This is a genomic window from Bacillus sp. JAS24-2, from assembly GCF_008274905.1.
Classification (GTDB): domain Bacteria; phylum Bacillota; class Bacilli; order Bacillales; family Bacillaceae_G; genus Bacillus_A; species Bacillus_A cereus.
In genome coordinates this window covers 354,978-378,781 of record NZ_CP031068.1, presented here as the reverse complement: position 1 = coordinate 378,781, position 23,804 = coordinate 354,978, and the positions used below count along the sequence as shown (strand labels likewise).

Below are 23,804 nucleotides of genomic sequence, written 5' to 3'. Positions count from 1 at the left end.
TTTTTTGATTATTTCCTTGGAAATTCGACAATACACTATTCATTTTACTACATACTAAAAAAACTGTCAGAAATTACTGACAGCCTAATAAAACTTCTATTGTTGCTTTTCAATTACAGTAGCAGCAATTCGTTCAAACTCTTTTTGAATCTCCTCTTTATATGCATCTACTATTGAAAAATCCATAGCAGCAATATAAATTCGTTCTAATTTATCACGAACCGATTTTGCTTTCGCTAAGAAAGACATTGCCTCATTCATTTTTGCTTTATACTGAATGGAAACATCACGAATTTCCTTCGCATATTTCTCATCCGTCCCTGGCGTAACAATAAGGGCATACATATCAATAATTTCATCACCCTCACGACTTGGAAAATATTCATGCGGTGCGGTGCTATCAAAAATTGCAAAGCCTAATTCTCTTACGATAACCATATCAAGACTATGCGGGTCAAATCCGCAATGATATACTTCAACTTCAAATCCTTTTTCTTCAGCTGCCTTAGCTAACTTTTTGAGCATCGTTGATTTTCCAGAGCCTGGGCGGCCTTTTATAAAATAACGATGTGGTAACCCTTCTGTTAAATTAGGAACAAAGTCAACTGCTCCTTTCGGTGTTGCAGCTCCTAAAAAACGATGTTTGACAAGCGATTGTCTCCCGCTTTTATCTGCAAATAATTTCTGGATTAGCTGATCGGTTAGTTCATTTGCTTTATTAAAATCTATATTATCAATATATATCTTCTCCCACTCATCATGTATAACCAATGCCTCTTTAAAACGTGCGTAAGCAGACTGAAAAGCTTTGCTTGCTTCTGAAACAAATCTTTCAATTTCTAACTTCTGCTTTCTTAGTTTATCTGAGTCCCAAGCAATTCCTAAATTTATATACTCTTCAACAACTCCTGGCATTTTTGGCTCAATAACATGCGGTGATGTCCCATCAACAATTCCTACTTTTAATTGTGGGATAATTACACCATCAACCGATTTATTGTCAGAAGAACAATGTAAAAATTCAATATCATATCCTTTTCCAACCCATTCACGACCTATTGCCTTTATTAAAGAAGATTTTCCCGTTCCTGGACCACCCTTTAAGATAAATAATCTGTCTAATCCTTTTAAATTCTCTTCGTATAAATTGTGAAATCCCCTAGCTGTATTACCACCAGCATAATAATTCAATACATTTCCTGTCACTGCACTCACTCCTTCGCAGCATTCTATTTACATAAGCTACAATATGCGAGCGGCTTTATTTGGGTGAATACCTATTTTGTATTGCACATAAAAAGGAAATGAATTACAATTTAACTATCAGAAAATTAAGATTTTGAAACCGAATACTTCTTTATCAAGAGAGGCAGAGGGACTGGCCCTTTGAAGCCCAGCAACCTCAGTTTATACGAACTGAATAGGTGCTAATTCCTGCAAAATGCATTGCATTTTGGAAGATAAAACTCAACTAGCATGTAAAGCTCATCTTTCTTGATACTGAAGGATGAGCTTTTTATTATTTGAAAAACATATATTGGAGGTATGTAAAATGAAAGTAATTGATTTATCACAAACATTTGAAAATAATATGTCTCAATTTCCTGGAACACCTAAAATACAACTAGAAGCTGTTACAAGTGTTGAAGAATCAGGCTATCAAGTTACAGATTTTCATTCTGTCGTTCATGTTGGCACGCATTGTGATGCTCCTGCGCATTTTATTTCAGGCGCAACGACCATCGATCAATTACCGCTGGATCAATTTGTAGGTGAAGCTGTTCTTATTGATGTAACTCATGTACAAGAACGAAAACTACCTAAAGAAGTACTGCACGATGCTGATATAAAAGAAGGAGATATTGTTATTTTCCATTCCAATCTATCTACTAAATGGAACACGGAGGCGTATGAGAAAGAAGCTTTTTATCTTTCTGAAGAATTAGCCGAGGAACTAGTACAATTAAAAGTAAAATCTGTCGGTTTAGATTTTATTTCTCCTGATGAGGTAACGACAGAAACATCACCAATTCATCACATACTACTTGGGAATAATATTTATTTAATCGAAAACTTAACAAACTTAGATGCCATTCACACGAAACGTTTCTTCTTCTCAGCAGCACCTTTAAAAATTAAAGATAGCGACGGTGCTTTTGCAAGAGCATTTGCTGTAATTTTTTAAACAAACTATACAAAAAAGCAAAGATCATCATTGACCTTTGCTTCTATTTTTTTTATTTAAATTAAGAAAGAATTGCTCAACATGAGGACGTAACCAAGCTAAATAATCCTTCTCTTTCTTCTTTGTACAAGCTATTTCTTCCCCATCTACCATTTCAACAAGTTCTAGTTCTAACAGTTGCTTCGTGAATGCTAACATATTCACTTCTTCGGATGGATACTCTTCTTTTAATTTCTCCTCAATTTCCCCCAATAAAAAACCGTCACGCATCATTGCCAATGCATCAATCCAAAGTGGCGGCATTTCATATTTTTCTCCTGTAATTGTGTCTTTTACAGTATAATTCTTTTGCTCTTTTCGAAATTGAATCGTGTGTAAACATACAGTCGAATTTAATGTTAATTCCATCATACCACCTCTTTCATAATATCTGCATAGAAAAAAGGATGCGCGTGCACCCCTTCTTATCTTTTCATAACACTACTGAACCGTTACATGAGCAATCAATCTCATGTCGATATTTTCCTCCATTATAAACGAAGTATTTTATAAAAAAAACCCTTCTTGAAACATTTTATAAAATGTTTATATTTACACAACAAGAACACTTTTCTGAAAAATCTTTTCTCAAATACATTAAACGGTCGGCAGAAAAATTTCTACTTTCGTTCCTACTCCTAGACTACTTTGGATCGTGATACTCCCTTGATGTTCCTTAATAATTTTATATGTAATCATTAATCCAAGTCCTGTACCATTCTCCTTTGTTGTGTAAAACGCCTTGCCGATTTTTTCTAACTTCTCATTCTCTATACCACATCCTTGGTCTTCAACAGAAATACACAAATGTCCTTGCGTTTTTTGATATGCACAGATATGAATTTCTCCACCCTCTGGCATTGATTCTATTCCATTTTTAATGATATTTAATAACACTTGTTTTAATTGCTTATCATCACCGTTTATAGCCGGTAAATTTCCATCTACTTGTAAATTACATTTAACTCTATATTGCGTTGCATAACTTTCCATTAGATGCACAACATATAGAAGGGTGTCTCGTATATTACACCTTTCATAATTTGTTGGCTTTGGTTTCCCTAACAACATCAATTCACTAACAAATCCATTAACCCTTTCAATTTCTTGTAGCATAATGTCGTAGCTCATCGTATCAGTTGGATTTCTTTCTTTTTGCATTTGCGTAAACCCTTTTAACGCTGTTAGTGGATTTCGAATTTCATGGGCAATTGTTGTAGACATAGTCCCAATCACAGCTAAATTTTCCGTCTCTTTCATATTGTTCATCATTTCAACCACTGTTCTTACATAAGATTGAAATCGTTTTAATAAAGAATGTGAAATAATGAAATAAAATACACATAAAACAAGTGGAATTATCACTTTTAAATCTTGTAATAGCAATGTGAAAAATACGTACTTTCCAATTACACTAAAGGAAACTAAATAAAAGTATTTTCTATTCACGAAAACTGGGGCAAATAAAATTAACAACATTTCTACCATACTACCATGTTCAAAAGGTCTATCCGTTCGCAAATAAATCATTAAATTATTAACAAGATTGATAAACATGTATCCAAATAAAAATAAATATTTTACAGAATATACATACCCTCTTTTTTGAAGATATATAGAAATAGGAAATAATGCTATTACAAATATAGGCACACCTATCCCAAGACTACCTTCTGGCCACCCTACCGCTGTTCCACTAATATTCATAGCAGGATATACAAAATAATATATAGCGTCATATAAAAAGAATATAATATAAAATAATAATATAAATACCTTTAAGGCTCTTCTTTCTTCATAAATCAAGCTCTTGTATTTGTTCATATAAAAACTCCCCTTGATCGATACAAAAAACTTTCATTGTTATCTCCTTAAAGTATAAGTATGAAATTGCTTTCAGGGCAATATTTAACCTTATAATACTAAAAGGAAGGAGATCTCTCCTTCCTTTTAGTAACAACTTATATCCACCTTACCCTATCATGTAACAATCCATCAGTAAAATTATTATGCCCTATTACAAAATCCTTCATATATAAATTTAAATACTCACCGTACTTACTTTCTGTATTTAATAACAACTCCTCGACGTAATAAGCACCTTGTTCAAATTGATCTAAAAGTAAACTAGACAAGCCCGCATAAATTCCGCACCCTACCTGAAAATACGTTGCATTCGTTTTATATTTACGAAAAACTTGGCTACTATTCATTACATTATACATATATGTCTCACTATTTTCATAAACGAGTAACACACCGACCAAGTCCTCTCCAGCAACCCCTTCTTCTGCTGGATTAAACACTTTACGATTCCAGTTCCATAAATCTTCTACTTGATCTAAGTTCTGTCTAATTATATTTGTTGTATACTCATTAATTCGGTAAAGAAAACCAACTTCCATATTGAAGTTTTTCCCTAAAATTAATACTTCCTCATGTGGCATTAAACAACCATAGAATTCTTTTTCTCCTAACTTCACTTTATACTCTGAAGCATATACATCTTCATAAAAGTAAAGAGGCCGATGATGACTCATATACATCGGATAACTCCAGATTGCTTCATCTAAAAATCGCTCTACTGCCCATGAAGCATAAAGTGTATGTGGCTTTATAAGTGCTGTATCATGCAAAAACGACGTGTCATGTTCTACAATATAACATGCTCTTGGCCTTTCATTTGGTCGTTCCTTCATAAGCTCAACAACCATCCATTGAACAACACCTGGATTCATACCTGAACCTATAATCGCTTTTGTATTTGTAAATTTCTCTTTCTCCTTCTCAAACCTTGTATATCTTTCCGTAAGCTGAAAGCCGATTAAGCTGTCGTCCTGATCTACTGCTTCATTTTCCAAGGCTGAATTAATATAACAAATTCCTAATTCATTACAGCAGCTTAATACTCTAACTGTATCTGCCCCTGAAACATCAATCACAACACTCGTACTTTTTTCTTTTAAATGTTGTTTAAATTCCACTACATTTTGAAGGTTTATCTCATATAAATATAATTGACCTTTCAAATTCGAAAACAACTCATCATAATAAGTCCTATCTTTTTGTTTTATATCCACTAAATGAAATTTGGCATTCTTTAATACTTCATAAATTGGATCTTTTTCATTTGCTATCGCTTGATTTAAAATTGCTAAAACTGCTTTTGCTGCTCCACCAGCACTACCAAGCAATGTAATTGATAACGAATTCGGAAACTGCTCCACGAACAAAACCCCTTTAATAAATTAGTTGAGCAACTCCTCCTCAAAAAATAAATTGAATACATAAAAAGATAGCTCGTACACAATTTTTATAAGTTAGTGCAAAGTTACCTTTTAAAAAATCACACTATACTATGTTTATATTCAATTCATTTTTCCCCTCATCTTCAAATTAAACTAAAACAAATAGGCTCGACCTTTTCTTCTGCATATAAAAGAAAAAGTCAGCCCTTCCAACTAATCTACGGACAATGGACGGATTTTACATGTTGAATATTCACATACATTTTTGCATCACGTGCTTTTGATATTTCAATATGACCTTCATCAATTTTCGCCATTTTTCCAATTTTATTGGACTCCTCACCTAAATCAAACACCATAATTTTCCCAGTCATTTTAATAAGCTGTTCTTCAAATGTTCTAGCTAATGTAATATTTAACGGATTTACGGGGAGTTCATTTTTATTGAGGGCATACGGTACTTGGTTTTCTTTATACGGAATTAACCATTTTAAATGCTTTAAAGATATATATACCGTTTTATAAACCGGACTATAAAAAACAATATAGTCGTTCATCACACTTGTAACATAACCATGTATTGGAGCATTTCCTGCTACATAAACTTCTGTAAAAATCCCTTTAGAAGTACTTAATACTTTTCTCAAAGAAATTGAAGGGGATTCCCTCTTAATTACAGAATCAACATCTGGTTTTAGTATGTCTTCGTCATGTGCTCTTAAAAATTTATAGTATTGTACATGATATAAAGATATATATACATAGTCTTGTCCATTGTAAAGAACAATAATGTCATTTCCTACGTCTATTAATATACCTTTAAACCTTTTTTCACCGATTAATTTAACATATATATTTTCCCCAATACTTTTGTTTAACTCATTCATCTATATCCTCCTTCCTATGAATTTCAGCTTTACTATCTTCCATTTCAAAAAAATAATCAGGGCAATGTTCTGTCTTAATAGTAAGTAATTCCTTTTCATACTATCGAAATAAGAAATTGTTCTTCTCTTTCCCTCATAATGCCCCTCTTATTTATTAAACATTATTCATCTTCATTCTTTTTACATTTCACTACTTGACTCACACTCTTAATATGATAATTAATGATATAAATAACTTCATCACCGTTTACTAGCGTAATACATTCTTCATGCACTTCACTTAATAAGCCTTCTACACACTCTGGGCCGCCACGATTAATCTTTACCCACTTATACTTCAAGTCACGTAATACATCGACAAAAGTATCATCATCAGAGCAGAAACATGAAACATAGCCATCGCCACATTTACTTTCTTTCACTTTCTTAACTAGACTTTTCACATGTTTCAATTGGTAATATACTAATTCACCAAGAGGAAGTTGTAATGTAAGGTAATCTCTTCCTAACGATACAAGTACCCCCACTCGACTCTCTGGTCCACGAAGATTTACTTTTACAGTCTCACCGACTAAGCCTTTAATTTGTTCACAGCATAATATACTTTCCAAATTTATATCCTCCTTTCTTATTATCTTCCTCTTCTTGACTGTCTTTGTGCGCGAGCTCGACCTGAATTATTACTTTCACTTTCGCTTTCACTTTCGCTTTCTTCGCTCTCTCTACAAGGTACTGTTACACTCTTAATATGAGATACTGCAACTAATATAACTTCTTCTTTTACAATTAGTGTCACAAATTCACAAGAAACATCTTGTAAAATACCTTCAACTTTCTCTGGGCCACCACGATTAATTTTCACCCAGCAATATTTGAAGCTTTGAAGTAACTTTTCAAAGTCATCTTCACATTCACATTCCAACCATCTGCAATCATCTGCTTTACAATCTTTCGCATTTTTTGTAATACTTTTCAGATGACGAATCTGATAGTAATAGAGCTCTCCTTTTTCATTCTTTAATACAAAGTAATCCGAACATACAGCGACTATTGTCCCTTTTTGAGATTCTGGACCACCCCTGTTTACTCTCACAAAAGATCCAATTAAGTCTTTCAGAAAATCACAATGAAATAAACTCACGAGAAAACCCCTTCCATTAATTTATAAGCTTTTGCACTGATAGTATATGTATCTGTACAGGTTACGTTCTCTATGTTTGTCCTAGCTAGAAAAAAATATGCTTTTAACATGGTAGACTACTACCTATCAAAATTTGAAGAAAGGCTAAGAACTCCTTATGTTTTTGATATCTTCAAACAAAAAATCCCTTATGAATATACATTTCTGCATATCTTCATAAGGGATTTTCCATAGTTTAATCTTCGTCTTTAACATCCATATCTTCTGGAATTGGTTCGTTCAATATTTCTTCCACTAATTGCTTATATTTCTCCATTTGTTCTAAATGTGTATTAAATTGTTCTTTATTTACTAAATATTGCTCTCCATCGAATAGCGCACGAATTTTCTTTTGCTGAATTAACTCTTCAATATACGATTTTGGTAAATTCAAATACTCCGCAGTCTCTTCTACTGTTATATACAATGCGTTCATTCCTTTATTATTTTTTCATCTATACTGTATCTTACTTTACTTTATTTTTGTAAACAAATAAAAAAGATTTTGTAAATGCAGTTCAAAAAGCAGGTAGATGCATTCCATATATTGTATAGTATTATATAGTAAGAATTTTTTAAATATAGAATGGTATTACCCATTTACACAAAGGAGAGTTAACATATGGCTACTCGTCACATCATTACAATGTTAGAAAAAACACTACAAGTTGAAACAGAAAACACAATTTCTCATTTAAATGTATCTTTATCTGATCGTTTTCTTTCTCAAAGCACAGCAATACATGAAAACAATTGTTATCATACAATTGGTGAATGGTACAAAAATCATTTCTTATTCCAACAAGATGATTTCCTTTGGGCTAAATATGCCTTCTATGACGCATATTGTGAAGCCATCAAAAAACAAGGTCATCTTACAAAACGTGTTCGCCAAATATTAGAATCATTAGCTCGAATGCATGGAAAACAGTATATTGCTTCTATACTAAATATGCCATTTCCTAATGAACGCGCTAAAGGGACAGCGTAATTTAGCCATGTTCTGCGTAAGCAAAACATAGCTAAATTGTTTTCTAGGATGCTTTACCAATAAAATGTTCATATCATATGAACTGATGAAACCGGTGTCATTATAATGATAGAAAATATAGTAAACAGGAAAACCCCCACGTACATCTCTCATCCATTGGAATAGAGAAATACGTGGGGGTATACTTGTTCCTTATTATTTCATCATCTGCTTAATCAGTTCGCGATTTCTCTTCTTAAATACTTCATTATGAGAAGAAACCATTCCATACTCACTTGCATCTGGTTGGATAAATTGTTTTGCTTTATTCACAGCATTTCCAGCATCTTGGAATGCACCTGCAATTAAGTGTAGTTTCCCTTCGTGCTTTAAAATATCTCCAGCAGCATATAATCCATCTACTGAAGACTCACTATTTGCATTACCTGCAATATAATAATTATCTATAATTGCAACGTCTAACTCACTATTTTCTAATAATGTAATGTCGCGTTCATATCCATGATTAATAATAACTTCATCAATAGGTAAATGAGAAACCTCACCTGTTTCATGATTTGTTAATTCTACATATTCGATCGCTTCATGATTATCACCAGCAATTAATTTTGTAATCGATGTATTAAAGAAACACTCCGCTGAGCTGTTCATAAGTTGTTTTACTTGTGCTTCATGACCAGATAATTCTTCTTTTCTATAGGTTACATACACTTTTTTCGCAATTGGTTCTAATTCATTTGCCCAATCAACAGCAGAATTGCCTCCACCGGAAATAATAACTGTTTTACCTTTAAAACGCTTTAAAGATTTAACTGTATAATTTAAATTTGATACTTCAAATCGCTCAGCACCCTCAATAGATAACTTTTGCGGTTTCAATATACCACTTCCTGTTGCGACGATAACTGTTTTTGAAAAGTGTTCTTCCCCAGTACTTGTTTTTAATGTAAAAGTACCATCTTGATTACAAATAATTGATTCCACTTTTGTATCTAATACAACTTCTGGCTTAAATGTTAACCCTTGCTGTACAAGTTGTTCAATTAACTTATCACCTGTAACTGGTAATAGTCCTCCTACATCCCAAATCATTTTTTCCGGATACACATGTATTTTTCCACCTAAATGTGGTTGAAATTCTATTATTTTCGTTTTCATTTCTCTGAGTCCACTATAAAAAGCTGAATAAAGCCCTGCAGGTCCTCCGCCTATCACGGTTACATCAAACAATTCTTCTCGATTCATTCGTGCTCACTCCTCAGCTACTAATCATTGATTATCATTCTCAATAAAATATAACCTGTTTCCGCAAAATTTACAATCAAAATTACTATTGACAATACACCTATATAAAATTATATTATTTAAAGAATCAATAGTGATAATCATTATCATTTTGTTAATAATTAGCAAATTTGAGATTACATCTTCTTTCATTAATATGGTTATTACTATATTATAAAATCTCATATTCAAGATTTTTAATAAATCATTTTGCATTACCACTACTATTTCAAAAAGATTACAGTTAAACAAATTATTGTATACACATATCATCTATGTTAAAGGAGAAAGACGATGAAAAAGTTATTTATTTCACTAACAGTCCTTTTCGTTCTTGTTATGAGCGCTTGTAGCAATAGCTCTACAGACAAAAAGGACGATGCAAAAGGTAGCAAATCAGAAACAATTACATACCAATCTGAAAATGGTAAAGTAGAAGTTCCTGCAAATCCAAAACGCGTTGTTGTATTATCATCATTCGCTGGTAACGTAATGTCATTAGGTGTAAATCTTGTTGGGGTAGATTCATGGTCTAAACAAAACCCACGTTTTGATAGCAAACTTAAAGATGTTGCTGAAGTATCAGATGAAAATGTTGAAAAAATCGCTGAACTAAATCCAGATTTAATCATCGGTTTATCAAATATTAAAAATGTCGATAAGTTAAAGAAAATCGCGCCTACTGTAACATACACTTACGGAAAAGTTGATTACTTAACACAGCATTTAGAAATCGGTAAGTTATTAAACAAAGAAAAAGAAGCAAAAACTTGGGTTGATGACTTCAAGAAACGTGCACAAGAAGCTGGTAAAGAAATTAAAGCAAAAATCGGTGAAGATGCTACAGTTTCTGTTGTAGAAAACTTCAACAAACAGCTTTATGTATACGGCGAGAACTGGGGCCGCGGAACAGAAATCCTGTACCAAGAAATGAAATTAAAAATGCCTGAAAAAGTAAAAGAAAAAGCATTAAAAGAAGGTTACTACGCATTATCTACTGAGGTATTACCTGAATTTGCTGGTGATTACTTAATCGTAAGTAAAAATAAAGATACTGATAACTCATTCCAAGAGACAGAATCATATAAAAACATCCCAGCAGTAAAAAATAATCGCGTATATGAAGCAAACATGATGGAATTCTATTTCAATGATCCACTTACATTAGATTTCCAACTAGACTTCTTCAAGAAGAGCTTTCTTGGTAAATAATACAAACATGAGGAATTCTTAATTTAAGAATTCCTCTTCCTTTATTCTATGAACAGAAAAGATGTGAAACGAATGACAAAAGATCATGACAATCCACGTTCTATAGCTTTTACATACAAACTAATTTTAAGCTTAATTGCATTCTTTCTTATTTTTATGGTTGCAATGGTATTAGGTGCTGCAGATACTTCGATAAAAGATGTATGGTCAGCACTCACTTCCTCCGCTAAAGGAGACAAAATATCTATTATTCGAGAAATACGTTTACCACGTGAAGTTGCTGCTATTTTTGTAGGAGCTGGACTTGCTGTTTCTGGAGCAATTATGCAAGGATTAACACGAAATCCGCTTGCAGATCCTGGATTATTAGGGCTATCTGGTGGAGCAAATGCTGCGCTTGCACTGACACTTGCTTTCAATCCTTCCATCAGCTATCTTTACTTAACATTAGCTTGCTTTATCGGTGCTGCAATTGGCGCAATTATGGTATTTGGAATTGGTATGGTGAAAAAAGGCGGCCTTTCTCCTCTTCGAATTGTATTAGCGGGTGCTGCAGTTTCAGCATTTCTACTCGCAATTTCAGAAGGAATTGGCATTTACTTTAAAATTTCACAAGATGTATCACTTTGGACTGCTGGTGGCGTAATTGGAACAACTTGGAACCAATTAAAAATTATTATTCCAGTCATTTCAATTAGTATCTTTATCGCTATCTTACTAGCAAAAAAATTGACAGTTCTTAGTTTCAGTGAGGAAGTGGCTATTGGACTAGGTCAAAAAATTATTGTTATTAAAACTATTTTATTTATCATTATTATCTTACTTGCAGGTGCATCTGTAGCGCTTGTTGGAAATATGGCATTTATCGGCTTAATGGTACCTCACATGGTACGCCCAATTGTCGGTCCAGATTACCGATTTGTTATACCGATGTCAGCAATTGCTGGAGCTTCCTTTATGCTACTTGCAGATACAATCGGACGTACTATTAACGCTCCATACGAAACACCAGTTGCAGCAATTGTCGCGATTGTAGGGTTACCATTCTTCCTATTCATTGTACGTAAAGGAGGAAAAACATTCTCATGATGCAATCTATTTTAAGAAAACAGCGTCTCATTATACTCACTTTACTTATAGTAATCATCACAACCATTGTAGTTGGAATGGGACTTGGTTCAGCATCTTTATCTTATGATCGACTACTCCCAACATTAATGGGGCAAGGGACTTTTAAAGAGGAGTTTGTTTTATACTCTTTAAGGCTACCTAGAATTGTCATTACATTATTAGCTGGTATGGCTCTCGCTTTATCAGGAGCTATTCTTCAAGGAATTACTCGAAATGATTTAGCTGAACCTGGTATTCTTGGTATTAACTCTGGGGCCGGTGTTGCTGTTGCTATTTTCTTTTTATACTTTCCAATAGATGTAGGTTCATTTCTCTACTTACTACCTGTAGTTGGATTTATCGGAGCATTTCTGACAGCTGTTCTAATTTACGTATTTTCATATAGTAAATCAACTGGACTTCAACCAATCCGATTAACATTAACCGGTATCGGTTTTGCATTTGCACTATCTGGAACGATGATTGTCCTTATTTCATCCGCGGATCGTATGAAAGTAGACTTTATTTCAAAATGGATTGCCGGAAATATTTGGGGAGATGACTGGATATTCGTTTTAGCAATGCTCCCATGGCTAATCGTATTAATTCCGTTTGTTTTCTATAAAGCAAATCGATTAAACATTTTAGCATTAAACGAACCAGTCGCAATCGGTGTTGGAATTGAAATTGAAAAAGAACGTAGGTACTTATTAGTTGCAGCTGTTGCACTTGCAGCTGCAGCTGTTTCCGTAACAGGAGGAATTAGCTTTATCGGATTAATGGCTCCTCATATCGCGAAATCTTTAGTAGGCCCAAGACATCAAATCTTCATGCCTATCGCCCTTTTAATCGGCGGATGGCTATTATTATTAGCAGATACAATTGGAAGAAATATCGTTGATCCTAATGGCATTCCAGCAGGTATTGTCGTTGCTTTAATTGGGGCTCCTTACTTTATGTATTTGTTGCTTAAAAAAGCTTAAAAAACACCCTCAAGATCTTTTCTTGAGGGTGTCTTTGTTTCATTCTACTACTGCCCATATCCTTCAAACTTCTTCGCCAAATTCTCCATCTCATCTTCTGGCAATAGCTTTGGTTCCCCAATGCTTTTCGTTTGATAATAAATTTGAGCACAAAACTCAATCTCTTCTGCAACAGTAAATGCCATTTTTATATTATTTGCACCAGCAATTAAACCGTGATTTGCAAGTAGCACAGCACGACGATCAATCATGCCTTCAAAAGCAGCATCCGCTAATTGCTTCGTACCAAATGTTTCATACGGTGCACAGCGGACATTCGGACCTGCAAAAGCAATTAAATATGACACAGCCGGAAGCTCCCATCCTAATGACGCAATCGTCTTCGCGTAAGGAGAATGTGTATGCACAAGCGCATTTATATCTTCACGCTTCCTATAGTAAATAAGGTGCATATCTAATTCACTTGATGGTTTGCTCTCTCCTTCTACTACTTCACCATTTAAGTTTAATATAACTACATCTTCAGGCTTTGTTTCATAATACTCTAAACCACTTGGGCTAATCGCAACAAGACCTTGTTCACGATTAAAGATACTAATATTACCACCCGTCCCCTTTGTTAAACCACTAGAAATCATTTTCTTTCCATACGCTACAATTTCTTCTCTTTCTTTTTGTAATAACATATACATCCCCCTAAGTATGAAGCTTATGATGACTGACTTTTATATTTATCTATTTATTGAAATAGCTTTTTTAAATTCTCCGTAAACGGTGCCTTTACAATCCCTTTTTCTGTAATAATCGCTGTTACATTTTCATGTGGAGTAACATCAAATGCTGGATTATATACTTTACTTTCTTTCGGAGCAGAATATTGTCCGAAGCGATTAATCACTTCAGAAGCATCTCTTTCCTCGATGGGAATTTCTTTTCCTGTCGGTGTTTTCAAGTCGATTGTCGGCGTTGGCGCTGCTACATAAAACGGAATGTTGTAGTATTTCGCTAAAATAGATACGCCTAATGTTCCAATTTTATTTGCTATATCACCGTTCGCTGCCACACGGTCGCATCCAACAATTACAGCGTCAATCTTCCCTTGTGACATGACCATAGCTGCCATATTATCCGTAATGACAGTAACATCAATTCCCGCTCGCTGTAGTTCTAATGCCGTTAACGTTGACCCTTGTAATCTTGGACGTGTTTCATCCGAAAAGATTTTTAAGTCCCATCCTTTTTCTTTTGCTAAGTACATTGGAGCCGTCGCAGTACCATACTTAGTCGTCGCTAACGCACCAGCATTACAATGTGTTAATACTCCCATTCCATCACGGAATAATGTTAATGCATGTTCTCCAATTTGACGGTTAATTTCTTCATCTTCTCTATGAATTTCTTTTGCCTCTTCTAGTAATCTATCTTTCAACTGTAAGATTGATAAATGAATATTATCTGCCGCTACACTTTCCATTCTTTCAAGTGCCCAAAATAAATTTACTGCAGTCGGTCTTGATGTCGCCAAGTATGTACATACCTTTCTTACTTCATCCATAAATCCTTCTTCCGTACTTTCAGCAAATTCCTTTACCCCTAAATACACTCCATAAGCTGCTGAAACACCAATCGCTGGTGCACCTCGTACTTTCATTACTTGAATGGCATCCCACACACTTTCAGCTGTTTTAAATGATTCATAGACAATTTCATTCGGTAATAACGTTTGATCTAACAAAACTAAAGCATCATCTTTCCACTGAATTGGTATTAATTGCTCTTCCATCATATTCTCCCCTTACTCCGCGTAGTGCATTGACTGTTCTTTTAACGTTTCTACAAAACTTGTACCTGTTCTATATTGATTCGCTCGTAAAATAAAACTCTTCGCTACTTTAAGACAAATTCGCTCCGCTCTAGCACGTGCTTCCTCATTCTCAATACAAGTAATATCTTTTACTTTCGCTAATCCAACAATACGGCGGATTAATTCAAGACCTGTCACTGCAGCTGTATCCTCTAATACAGATTGTAAATATACTTCGTTAAAGCCTTCTTCCTTCGCCATAATCTCGGTCACATGAATATCCCAAGCATCTAAAAACTTCTTCTTAAATAAATCAATTACCTCTACCATCGTAGTTTGTAACCAATCCATATACGTATCTTTCTCAGCTCCAGGTGGCATCGTTGCATCTGCATTCACCCAAGCAAACATTAAATTCGCCATTACATTCCCAACGTCATATCCCATAGGTCCATAAAAAGCAAACTCAGGATCAATAACCTTTGTAGAATCATCTCTTACAAAAACAGAACCAGTATGTAAATCACCATGAAGCAATGCCTGTGCATTCGTCATAAAAGAAAATTTACGTTTCGCTACTTCCATACGAAGCTCTTTATCACTATAAATATGCTCCCTAATCCATCCCTCATTTAAAGGAAATAACTCATTACGCTTATTATGATTTGTAAATGGTTCTGAATATACGAGGTCCTCTGTAATCTCACATAATTCAGGATTTATATAATTCTTCACAAGTTCCTTCTTCTCTTTATGATTCATTACAACATCAGATGTTAATAAAAGTGTATTTACCATAAAAGTAGTTAAGTCGTCAGCAAGCTGCGGAAATATTTGATGATTTATAAGTGCTGTACGTAATATTGTGTGATCCGATAAATCTTCCATTACGCAACAGTTCATCACACTATCAAATAAATACACCTTAGGAACAAGTCCAGGTGCTAACTCATCCTCTAACTGCAAAACATCTGATTCTATGCGAATACGATTCGTCGACAACTTAAACTCATCTGAAATGCGAGCTGTATCCCCAGCTTGCTTTACGATGACAGAGATGTTCTCTTTTTCATCCCAAACGCGGAACACATAATTTAAATTGCCATCACCTATTTCTTTACACTTTAGCCCCTTTGCATGTTCAAACTTAGATAATTTCTCTTTCACATATGCAATCACATCGCTAGCTTCCATTAAAAAATACTTTGTGAACTTAGACATGGTTTCCCCTCCACACCAATTGTAAGCGTTTTCTAAAAGCTATAAAAAATAATAGGTTGAATTTTTTCATCCTATAAATATGTATTCTTCTTTTTGAAAGGTATATCTAGGTTTTATTATATCTCGTTAGCACTTTGAGTCAATATTTCTAACTATCAGCGTAATATACTTCCTAATTATATATTTGAGATGACAAAAATTGTTCAAAAAGATTTCGATTCATTTTATTTTATTTATCGCACAATTCTTTGTAAAATAGAAATAAGCAGTTCCTTTTCAAATACATAACTTCTAAGAAATATTTCCTTCCTAAGAATTTACACTTACACCATATCTCTAACATACACACTACTCTTTCAAACAATCATTGAAAATTTATAAACTTAAAGTTACCTTTCCATTCCCTGTTAGCCTTAATTGAGAATAAATATTAATTAAATCGGTATAAAGTTGGTTTATTCTCTTGACAAAATAACCACTTCTATATGATAATTAATATCGAATTAGAATTATTATAGTTAATTAAAAAATATATTTTATGAGCACACTATTTTTTGATGCTCAAAACCAACATTTAGGAGGAATTTTAATATGTTATTAATCGGCACAGAAGTAAAACCGTTTAAAGCTAATGCTTACCATAATGGAGAATTTATCCAAGTTACTGACGAAAGTTTAAAAGGAAAATGGAGTGTAGTTTGTTTCTACCCAGCTGACTTCACATTCGTTTGCCCAACTGAACTTGAAGACTTACAAAACCAATACGCAACTCTAAAAGACTTAGGCGTTGAAGTATACTCTGTATCTACAGACACTCACTTCACTCACAAAGCATGGCATGATAGCTCAGAAACTATCGGCAAAATCGAGTACATCATGATTGGTGACCCAACTCGCACAATCACTACAAACTTCAACGTTTTAATGGAAGAAGAAGGTCTTGCTGCTCGTGGTACATTCATCATCGATCCAGACGGCGTTATCCAATCTATGGAAATCAATGCTGACGGTATCGGCCGTGACGCAAGCATTCTTGTTAACAAAATTAAAGCTGCTCAATACGTACGTAACAACCCAGGTGAAGTTTGCCCAGCTAAATGGCAAGAGGGTTCTGCAACACTTAAACCAAGCCTTGACCTTGTAGGCAAAATCTAAGGAGTTCGATCAAAATGATACTAGATGCAGATATAAAAACACAACTATCCCAATACCTTCAATTAATGGAGAACGATATTTTACTTAAGGTAAGCGCAGGAGACGATAACGTATCTAAAGATATGTTAGCTCTAGTAGACGAATTAGCTACTATGTCATCTAAGATTACAGTAGAAAAAGTTGAATTAGAGAGAACACCAAGCTTTAGCGTAAACCGCCCTGGTGAAGACACTGGTGTCGTATTCGCTGGTATTCCATTAGGACACGAATTTACATCATTAGTGTTAGCTTTACTACAAGTAAGTGGACGCGCTCCAAAAGTTGAACAAAAATTAATCGATCAAATTAAAAACATTCAAGGCGAATATCATTTTGAATCTTATATCAGCCTAAGTTGTCATAACTGTCCTGATGTTGTACAAGCTCTTAACGTAATGAGCGTTCTTAACCCTGGTATTACACATACTATGATTGATGGCGCTGCATTCAAAGAGGAAGTAGAAAGCAAAGACATCATGGCAGTACCAACTGTTTACCTAAACGGCGAATCTTTCGGAAGCGGTCGTATGACACTTGAAGAAATTTTAGCTAAAATGGGTAACGGTCCAGATGCATCAGAGCTTTCTGATAAAGATCCATACGATGTTCTTGTTGTTGGTGGCGGCCCTGCTGGTGCAAGTGCAGCAATTTACGCAGCACGTAAAGGCATCCGCACTGGTATCGTTGCTGAGCGCTTCGGTGGTCAAGTAATGGATACTATGGGCATTGAGAACTTCATCAGCGTAAAAAAGACTGAAGGTCCTAAGCTAGTAGCAAGCCTTGAAGAACACGTAAAAGAATACGACATCGATGTAATGAATCTACAACGTGCGAAACGTTTAGAGAAAAAAGAACTTATTGAAGTGGAACTTGAAAACGGCGCTATTCTGAAAAGTAAGAGCGTAATCGTTTCTACAGGTGCTCGCTGGCGTAATGTTGGCGTACCAGGTGAAGCTGAGTTCAAAAATAAAGGTGTAGCATATTGCCCACACTGTGACGGTCCATTATTCACTGGAAAAGACGTAGCAGTTATCGGCGGAGGTAACTCTGGTATTGAAGCAGCTATCGACTTAGCAGGTATCGTTAAGCACGTAACTGTTCTTGAATTCATGCCAGAATTAAAAGCTGATGCTGTATTACAAGAGCGTCTTAACAGCTTACCAAACGTAACTGTTCTGAAAAACGTTCAAACGAAAGAAATCACTGGTACTGATAAAGTAAACGGTATTTCTTACATCGATCGTGAAACTGAAGAAGTTCATCACGTTGAATTACAAGGTGTATTCGTACAAATCGGTCTTGTGCCAAACACAGACTGGTTAGGCGAAACAGTTGAACGCGTTCGCGGTGAAATCGTAACAGACAAGCACGGCGCTACAAACGTACCAGGAGTGTTTGCTGCAGGTGACTGTACAAATAATCCGTACAAACAAATCATCATCTCTATGGGTTCAGGTGCAAACGCAGCTTTAGGTGCATTTGATTACTTAATCCGTAACTAATAAAAAACAGGTGCCTTGGCACCTGTTTTTTTATTACCCTAATGTATAAACTAAAAACCTCTCATTCCCATTCTTCTCATAAGCACCTGGCAATCTAACTTCTTTCTTCAGCTCAAACGCAGTCTGATTTTCTAAGAAGAAAATATAGTCCTCAGAAGGATAATATAAAATAATATCCACTTCTCTCCCCGTATTTTCTACTGAAAGCAAAATGTTATTTACTACATTCATAAACACTTGCACAGAAAACGGATTAAAGAAATAAAACCTATTATCATGTGGATCAATCTTATATTCCTGCGCTAAACAACATTGGAATTGAATTTTCCCCTTACTGTTTCTTGCCTTTCGTGCATAACGATCTCGATTATCAATCGCTTCTTTATAAAACTCTTCATTCATTTCAATTCCAACTGCTGAAGCCCCACATTTATGATGCATATAAAAGTTTAATCGCCCTTTTCCGCACCCAAAGTCTACAATTCGGTCGCTACTTCGTATTTCATATTGATTCAATAACTCATCTAACCCGCTATACGGCGTCGGTTCGTAGCGGTGATAATGCATAGACTTGTTAAACCCTTTTTGCTCACCGACTGTTTTTATATGTAAAACTGCATCGTAATATTGTTCGTTCATTCGTTTTCTCCTATTAAAAAATGGTACTTATTATTATACACCATGCACTGGAGGCTCATTTTTCATCAAATTAATAGGTACGTGAAATTATATTAACGATTTTCTTAATATATCTATCGTAACTTCAAATATATCAACGATTTTCTCAATATATCGATTTACCGACAATTCACGACAAAAAAACAGGAGCTCTTTAGCTCCTGTCTTCTAACACTTTCAATACAGTTTGTTTCAATATTTCTACCCCATCCATAATACAACTATGATCAAATCTCATATACGGATGGTGTAATCCAGGTTGTAGGTCTGCTCCTAGTCCAAGCATGACAGCTTTTAAATGTGGTCTTTTCACTGTATAGTAATGGAAATCATCGCTTCCTGTCGTATAGAGAGGCCCTGTGCATCTCTCTTCCCCATACACTTCGAGAATACCTTTACGTATAAAGCGCTCTGCTTCTTCAGAAACCTCTGCTCCTGGTGCAAGATCCATCCATTCGTATGAAGTTTTCGACCCCATCGATGCAGCTGATTCTATTACATGCTCAATCTTTTTCTTTAATTCTTCTAATAGTATATTACTCTCTGCTCTTACATCTAAACTGAAATGACCATTTCCCGGAATAATATTTAAATTATCACCACCAGCTTGGCACCTTGTCATTTTTACTGAATAAGAACTTTGCGGTGGCAGCCAAATATTTTTCAAACCGACATTAATCATGGAAATGACATCAATCGCATTCACACCTTGGTGTGGTCTTGCCCCGTGTGCATCCTCCCCATGAATCATACCCTCTAAAAATCCTGCTGCTCCATGGCGAATAGATGAGGCTGCTTGTTTCAAAGATAGTTCTTCAATTGGTCTTAGATGGACGCCAAATAAGAAATCGGCATCATCTACAGCACCTTTCTCCACCATCTTCAAAGCACCATTACCCTTCTCTTCTGCCGGCTGAAAAATAAATCTAACCGTACCACTTTTCCATCTCATATTTTTCAATTGTAAAATAAGTCCCATTACAATGGTCATATGAGCATCATGGCCACATGAATGGTTCGCTTTAAATTCTCCATTTACTTCTTGCCAAAGTGCATCCATATCAGCACGAATCGCAATAACTGGATTCCCGCCTCCAATCTCAGCAATTACACCTGGACAATCATCAAATGTTCTATATGAAATTCCTTCTTCTTTTAAAAAGTCAGTAATATACGTTGTCGTTTCATATTCTTTCCAACTTACTTCAGGGTTTTCGTGTAAATGCTGAAAAATCTCCGTTAAGCGCTCTTGTAGTTCTAATGTTTTCAACGTTCCAGTCTCCTTCCCACATTACAAACGATTCGGGTTAATTATACTTATGAAAAACAGATGTTTTTATGAACATATTGAATTTTAAGAAAAAAGTCAATTGTTTATTTTTAAATACTTAAAAACCTTACTCTGCACTTATATTACAAACTAAACAAACAACTAGAACATTCCTTATTTTCTGTTTTTTACGTTGACGCTTACATAAACTTTTAGTTATCATAACCTAATAAACGTCTATTTTACGACAATTCTAAAAATACAAACAAACATACGTAACAAGGAGGAACTTTATGAAAAAAGAAATACCTTTTGGAATAGCGATTATCCCTATTATCATTACCGTTGCAGTTATGATGGTTACAATTGTTGTATTAAAACAAACCCCTCACGTTCCACTTATTATCGGTACAACCGTTGCTTCTATTGTCGCTTGGCGTTACGGTTACAAATGGAATGATCTTGAAGAAGCAATGTATAAAGGGATTCGTCTTGCATTACCTGCTATCGTCATTATTATTCTTGTTGGCTTAACAATTGGTGCTTGGATTGGCGGTGGAATCGTCGCAACGATGATTTATTACGGTTTAAAACTTTTAACTCCATCACTATTTTTAGTTTCCATTACCGTCATTTGTTCTATCGTTGCATTAGCAATTGGTAGCTCTTGGTCTACAATGGGAACAATTGGTGTTGCTGGAATGGGAATTGGCCTAAGTATGGGAATTCCAGCTCCAATGGTTGCTGGTGCCATTATTTCAGGCTCTTATTTTGGCGATAAAATGTCACCGCTTTCAGATACAACTAACTTAGCCGCAGGATTAACAAATACAGATTTATTCGCACACATTCGTCACATGTTATTTACTACAGTTCCAGGTTTAATTATTACTCTTATCGTCTACGCAGTCTTAGGAAGAAGCTTCGGCGCTAACAATATTGATGCGAAAAGCATCGATCAAACGTTACAAGTATTGCAACAAAACTTTGTTATCTCACCTTTCCTACTCATTATACCCGTAGTCGTTATGGTATTGGTCGCTAAAAAGGTCCCTGCCATACCAGCGATTCTCGTCGGTATTATTTTAGGATTCTTATCACAAGTCTTTATTCAAGGTGGCTCTGTCTCAGCATCTGTCGGTGCACTCCAAGCTGGATTTGTTATAGACACTGGAAACAAGCTAGTAGACGAACTATTTAACCGCGGTGGCTTAGATTCGATGATGAATACAGTCTCTATGACAATTGTCGCTATGACTTTCGGAGGAGTATTAGAACATACAGGTATTCTTCGCTCAATTGTAAATCAAATTTTAAAGTTAGCGAAATCAGCAAAAGGGCTTATCGCTTCTACTATCGCATCTTGTTTTGCAACAAACCTTACTTGCTCTGAACAATATATTTCAATTGTTGTCCCTTCAAGAATGTACGCAAATGCATACACAGAAAAAGGACTACATTCAAAAAACTTATCCAGAGCATTAGAAGATGGCGGAACATTAACTTCTGTCTTCGTTCCTTGGAATACGTGCGGTGTATTTATTCTCGCTACACTTGGCGTAGGTGCATTTGAATATGCCCCTTATGCTATTTTGAATTTCATCGTACCTATTATCTCAATGATTTATGGCATAACAGGCTTCACAATTGTAAAACTATCAGACATTGAAAAAGCAGAATTACTAAAGAACCAAAAAGCTCAACTAGAAGCTTAAAAATAGCGGTAAATTCAGTTCATATAGTGCGCGAGGTCGCCCTTGTTGATAGGGCATTTCCTCGCCACAAATATGAGCATACCCGTAATCAACTAATTTCTTTAACAACCTTTCTGTCGATCTTCGAGTCACTTGTAAGTACTCAGAAAGGTCAGCTGCTGTAAACTTCAATGACGGATGCGATTGACTAAATTGAATGATTTTTGACAAGTTGGCCGGACTAAGCTTCGTTTCCTTCGCTATTTTCATTAGTTCCGGATTATCATTTTTCAAACTTTGTACTCTCTGTTCTTTCGGGAACGGACCAAACAAATCTTTATCACTTGTTAGTATATAAAAACAACGATCTATTGGATTATTCTTTGCAAAACTTTGAGCAATTTTTGCATTTTGCTCCGCCTCTTTCACGGTTTTTCCATAACCAAATCCAATAGCTATCGTTCCTTCTACGCTTGCAAACAAGTTATTTATCGCATTTGTTTTAATAATCGATTCGATATCACCACGAGTTGTATACAAAATACATGTCATTTCATCCACTTGTTTAAATGAACCACGTAGTTCTTTTGAAATGACATCTAGTTTTTCAAGCAAACTCGTTCGTAATTCTAGGGAAGAAATAATACAAGCACCAACAGTAGCTGAATAGCTTTTTGCTAACTCAGCTTTTATTTTTGCATCTTTTAGCCCATGTATAATAGACTGTGTTGGATCAATCATACGCTCTGAAGGAACACCTATTTTTTGAAGCTCATCGTAAACAGCGTGAATACTAGTTAAAGCTAAATGAGCCTCTCCAGATTGATATTTAGCTACATGAAAATCGATAACTCTATTTATTTCATCTTTACTCCACAGCATATTTTCATAATCCAACACTTGCGGGCTTTCTTTTATACCAATATCATGGAACACATTTGTAATAAACGAGCGGTCTACTAAATCGATGGAAATGTTATGTGGTTGAATACTTTGATGATACATGATAGAAAGAATTGAAGATGCGACAGTTGTCTCGTCTTGCTGTAAGTATGTACTTGGAATTCGTAATTGTTCTCTTATTTCTTTTGCCATATAATAAGGTAAAGCACCTGAGAAAAAGATGACATCACAAGGCTTTAGACACTTTAATAGTTCAGAAGATTCCGTCGGATGAAGGTAAATATATGGATCAATTTCTATTCCTTCTAATTTTTGAGCAATAGGAAAAAGGTTCTCCATAAACTCCTTTGAACCGACAACTGCAATTTTTATCATCATTTTCTCTAACTCCTTATCATTAATTAACGACCATTTAACGT

General features: G+C 35.0%; 23 protein-coding genes and 1 riboswitch. Of the genes, 8 read left to right on the top strand and 15 right to left on the bottom strand.

Translation table 11 applies throughout. The annotated features are described in order from the left end of the window. Positions 1-96 precede the first annotated feature (96 nt). On the bottom strand, positions 97-1,206 hold the full coding sequence (locus DN407_RS02075) for a PRK06851 family protein (protein ID WP_000147485.1): 1,110 nt from the start codon (positions 1,204-1,206) through the stop codon (positions 97-99). Positions 1,207-1,354: 148 nt separating this feature from the next. Then, positions 1,355-1,467, top strand: a riboswitch (SAM riboswitch). Positions 1,468-1,552: 85 nt separating this feature from the next. On the opposite strand from DN407_RS02075, the gene DN407_RS02070 reads away from it, so the two are divergent. After that, entirely contained in the window at positions 1,553-2,185 is a 633-nt protein-coding gene (locus DN407_RS02070) for a cyclase family protein (RefSeq protein ID WP_000862983.1), read from the top strand. A 27-nt stretch (positions 2,186-2,212) separates the two neighbouring features. On the opposite strand, the gene DN407_RS02065 is transcribed toward DN407_RS02070, so the two are convergent. The 7 genes from DN407_RS02065 to DN407_RS02035 all read right to left on the bottom strand — a co-directional run bounded on the left by DN407_RS02065 (position 2,213) and on the right by DN407_RS02035 (position 7,975). Next, positions 2,213-2,593, bottom strand: coding sequence for a hypothetical protein (locus DN407_RS02065; RefSeq protein ID WP_000424119.1), 381 nt, complete (start codon positions 2,591-2,593; stop codon positions 2,213-2,215). Between the two features lie 228 nt (positions 2,594-2,821). Then, positions 2,822-4,048 (bottom strand): ATP-binding protein, encoded by a 1,227-nt coding sequence (locus DN407_RS02060; protein ID WP_001046105.1) that lies wholly within the window; start codon positions 4,046-4,048, stop codon positions 2,822-2,824. A gap of 137 nt (positions 4,049-4,185) precedes the next feature. Continuing rightward, on the bottom strand, positions 4,186-5,451 hold the full coding sequence (locus DN407_RS02055; RefSeq protein WP_149215966.1) for an S-adenosylmethionine decarboxylase related protein: 1,266 nt from the start codon (positions 5,449-5,451) through the stop codon (positions 4,186-4,188). 239 nt (positions 5,452-5,690) lie between these two features. Then, positions 5,691-6,359 carry an LSm family protein gene (locus tag DN407_RS02050; protein WP_001004266.1) on the bottom strand — a complete coding sequence of 223 codons (669 nt, stop codon included), beginning with the start codon at positions 6,357-6,359 and terminating at the stop codon, positions 5,691-5,693. 161 nt (positions 6,360-6,520) lie between these two features. Further along, complete coding sequence (locus DN407_RS02045; RefSeq protein WP_000443836.1) at positions 6,521-6,970, bottom strand: hypothetical protein; 450 nt, start codon at positions 6,968-6,970, stop codon at positions 6,521-6,523. A gap of 20 nt (positions 6,971-6,990) precedes the next feature. After that, on the bottom strand, positions 6,991-7,500 hold the full coding sequence (locus DN407_RS02040) for a hypothetical protein (protein ID WP_000051534.1): 510 nt from the start codon (positions 7,498-7,500) through the stop codon (positions 6,991-6,993). Positions 7,501-7,735: 235 nt separating this feature from the next. Next, the gene (locus DN407_RS02035) at positions 7,736-7,975 is read right to left on the bottom strand and encodes a helix-turn-helix domain-containing protein (RefSeq protein WP_001998970.1); all 240 of its coding nucleotides are present in this window, start codon (positions 7,973-7,975) and stop codon (positions 7,736-7,738) included. Positions 7,976-8,161: 186 nt separating this feature from the next. Here DN407_RS02035 and DN407_RS02030 point away from each other — a divergent pair, with 186 nt between their 5' ends. Continuing rightward, the gene (locus DN407_RS02030; RefSeq protein WP_000235475.1) at positions 8,162-8,530 is read left to right on the top strand and encodes a hypothetical protein; all 369 of its coding nucleotides are present in this window, start codon (positions 8,162-8,164) and stop codon (positions 8,528-8,530) included. Positions 8,531-8,725: 195 nt separating this feature from the next. On the opposite strand, the gene DN407_RS02020 is transcribed toward DN407_RS02030, so the two are convergent. After that, on the bottom strand, positions 8,726-9,775 hold the full coding sequence (locus DN407_RS02020; RefSeq protein ID WP_098347990.1) for an NAD(P)/FAD-dependent oxidoreductase: 1,050 nt from the start codon (positions 9,773-9,775) through the stop codon (positions 8,726-8,728). Between the two features lie 333 nt (positions 9,776-10,108). Here DN407_RS02020 and DN407_RS02010 point away from each other — a divergent pair, with 333 nt between their 5' ends. Genes DN407_RS02010 through DN407_RS02000 form a run of 3 tightly spaced genes read left to right on the top strand, consistent with a single transcriptional unit; the run spans position 10,109 to position 13,119 of the window. Further along, complete coding sequence (locus tag DN407_RS02010; protein WP_000732594.1) at positions 10,109-11,026, top strand: iron-hydroxamate ABC transporter substrate-binding protein; 918 nt, start codon at positions 10,109-10,111, stop codon at positions 11,024-11,026. A gap of 48 nt (positions 11,027-11,074) precedes the next feature. Continuing rightward, entirely contained in the window at positions 11,075-12,115 is a 1,041-nt protein-coding gene (locus DN407_RS02005; RefSeq protein ID WP_001998969.1) for a FecCD family ABC transporter permease, read from the top strand. Beyond that, positions 12,112-13,119, top strand: a complete 1,008-nt coding sequence (locus DN407_RS02000; RefSeq protein WP_000983759.1) for a FecCD family ABC transporter permease — start codon at positions 12,112-12,114, stop codon at positions 13,117-13,119. The genes DN407_RS02005 and DN407_RS02000 overlap by 4 nt, the downstream gene beginning before the upstream one ends. A 47-nt stretch (positions 13,120-13,166) precedes the next feature. Here DN407_RS02000 and DN407_RS01995 read toward each other — a convergent pair whose 3' ends face one another. Genes DN407_RS01995 through mtnK form a run of 3 tightly spaced genes read right to left on the bottom strand, consistent with a single transcriptional unit; the run spans position 13,167 to position 16,144 of the window. Further along, positions 13,167-13,805 (bottom strand): L-fuculose-phosphate aldolase, encoded by a 639-nt coding sequence (locus DN407_RS01995; RefSeq protein WP_149215964.1) that lies wholly within the window; start codon positions 13,803-13,805, stop codon positions 13,167-13,169. Between the two features lie 53 nt (positions 13,806-13,858). Next, complete coding sequence (gene mtnA, locus DN407_RS01990) at positions 13,859-14,905, bottom strand: S-methyl-5-thioribose-1-phosphate isomerase (RefSeq protein WP_033690097.1); 1,047 nt, start codon at positions 14,903-14,905, stop codon at positions 13,859-13,861. Positions 14,906-14,914: 9 nt separating this feature from the next. After that, positions 14,915-16,144, bottom strand: a complete 1,230-nt coding sequence (gene mtnK / locus DN407_RS01985) for an S-methyl-5-thioribose kinase (RefSeq protein WP_058839957.1) — start codon at positions 16,142-16,144, stop codon at positions 14,915-14,917. A gap of 591 nt (positions 16,145-16,735) precedes the next feature. Here mtnK and ahpC point away from each other — a divergent pair. Together ahpC and ahpF are read left to right on the top strand one after the other, a co-directional pair. Beyond that, positions 16,736-17,299: an alkyl hydroperoxide reductase subunit C gene (gene ahpC, locus DN407_RS01980; RefSeq protein ID WP_000924420.1), complete on the top strand. Its 564-nt coding sequence runs from the start codon at positions 16,736-16,738 to the stop codon at positions 17,297-17,299. Between the two features lie 14 nt (positions 17,300-17,313). Beyond that, positions 17,314-18,840: an alkyl hydroperoxide reductase subunit F gene (ahpF, locus tag DN407_RS01975; RefSeq protein ID WP_000599501.1), complete on the top strand. Its 1,527-nt coding sequence runs from the start codon at positions 17,314-17,316 to the stop codon at positions 18,838-18,840. A gap of 33 nt (positions 18,841-18,873) precedes the next feature. On the opposite strand, the gene DN407_RS01970 is transcribed toward ahpF, so the two are convergent. Continuing rightward, on the bottom strand, positions 18,874-19,479 hold the full coding sequence (locus tag DN407_RS01970; RefSeq protein WP_001005619.1) for an SAM-dependent methyltransferase: 606 nt from the start codon (positions 19,477-19,479) through the stop codon (positions 18,874-18,876). Positions 19,480-19,672: 193 nt separating this feature from the next. Beyond that, a complete protein-coding gene (locus DN407_RS01965; protein ID WP_149215963.1) occupies positions 19,673-20,788 on the bottom strand; it encodes a M20 peptidase aminoacylase family protein in 1,116 nt (371 codons plus the stop codon). A gap of 293 nt (positions 20,789-21,081) precedes the next feature. Here DN407_RS01965 and nhaC point away from each other — a divergent pair, with 293 nt between their 5' ends. After that, positions 21,082-22,503, top strand: a complete 1,422-nt coding sequence (nhaC, locus tag DN407_RS01960) for a Na+/H+ antiporter NhaC (RefSeq protein ID WP_149215962.1) — start codon at positions 21,082-21,084, stop codon at positions 22,501-22,503. Here nhaC and DN407_RS01955 read toward each other — a convergent pair. Beyond that, positions 22,492-23,763, bottom strand: a complete 1,272-nt coding sequence (locus DN407_RS01955; RefSeq protein WP_097913199.1) for a transcriptional regulator — start codon at positions 23,761-23,763, stop codon at positions 22,492-22,494. The two genes, nhaC and DN407_RS01955, sit on opposite strands and share 12 nt — an antisense overlap. Positions 23,764-23,804 lie beyond the last annotated feature (41 nt).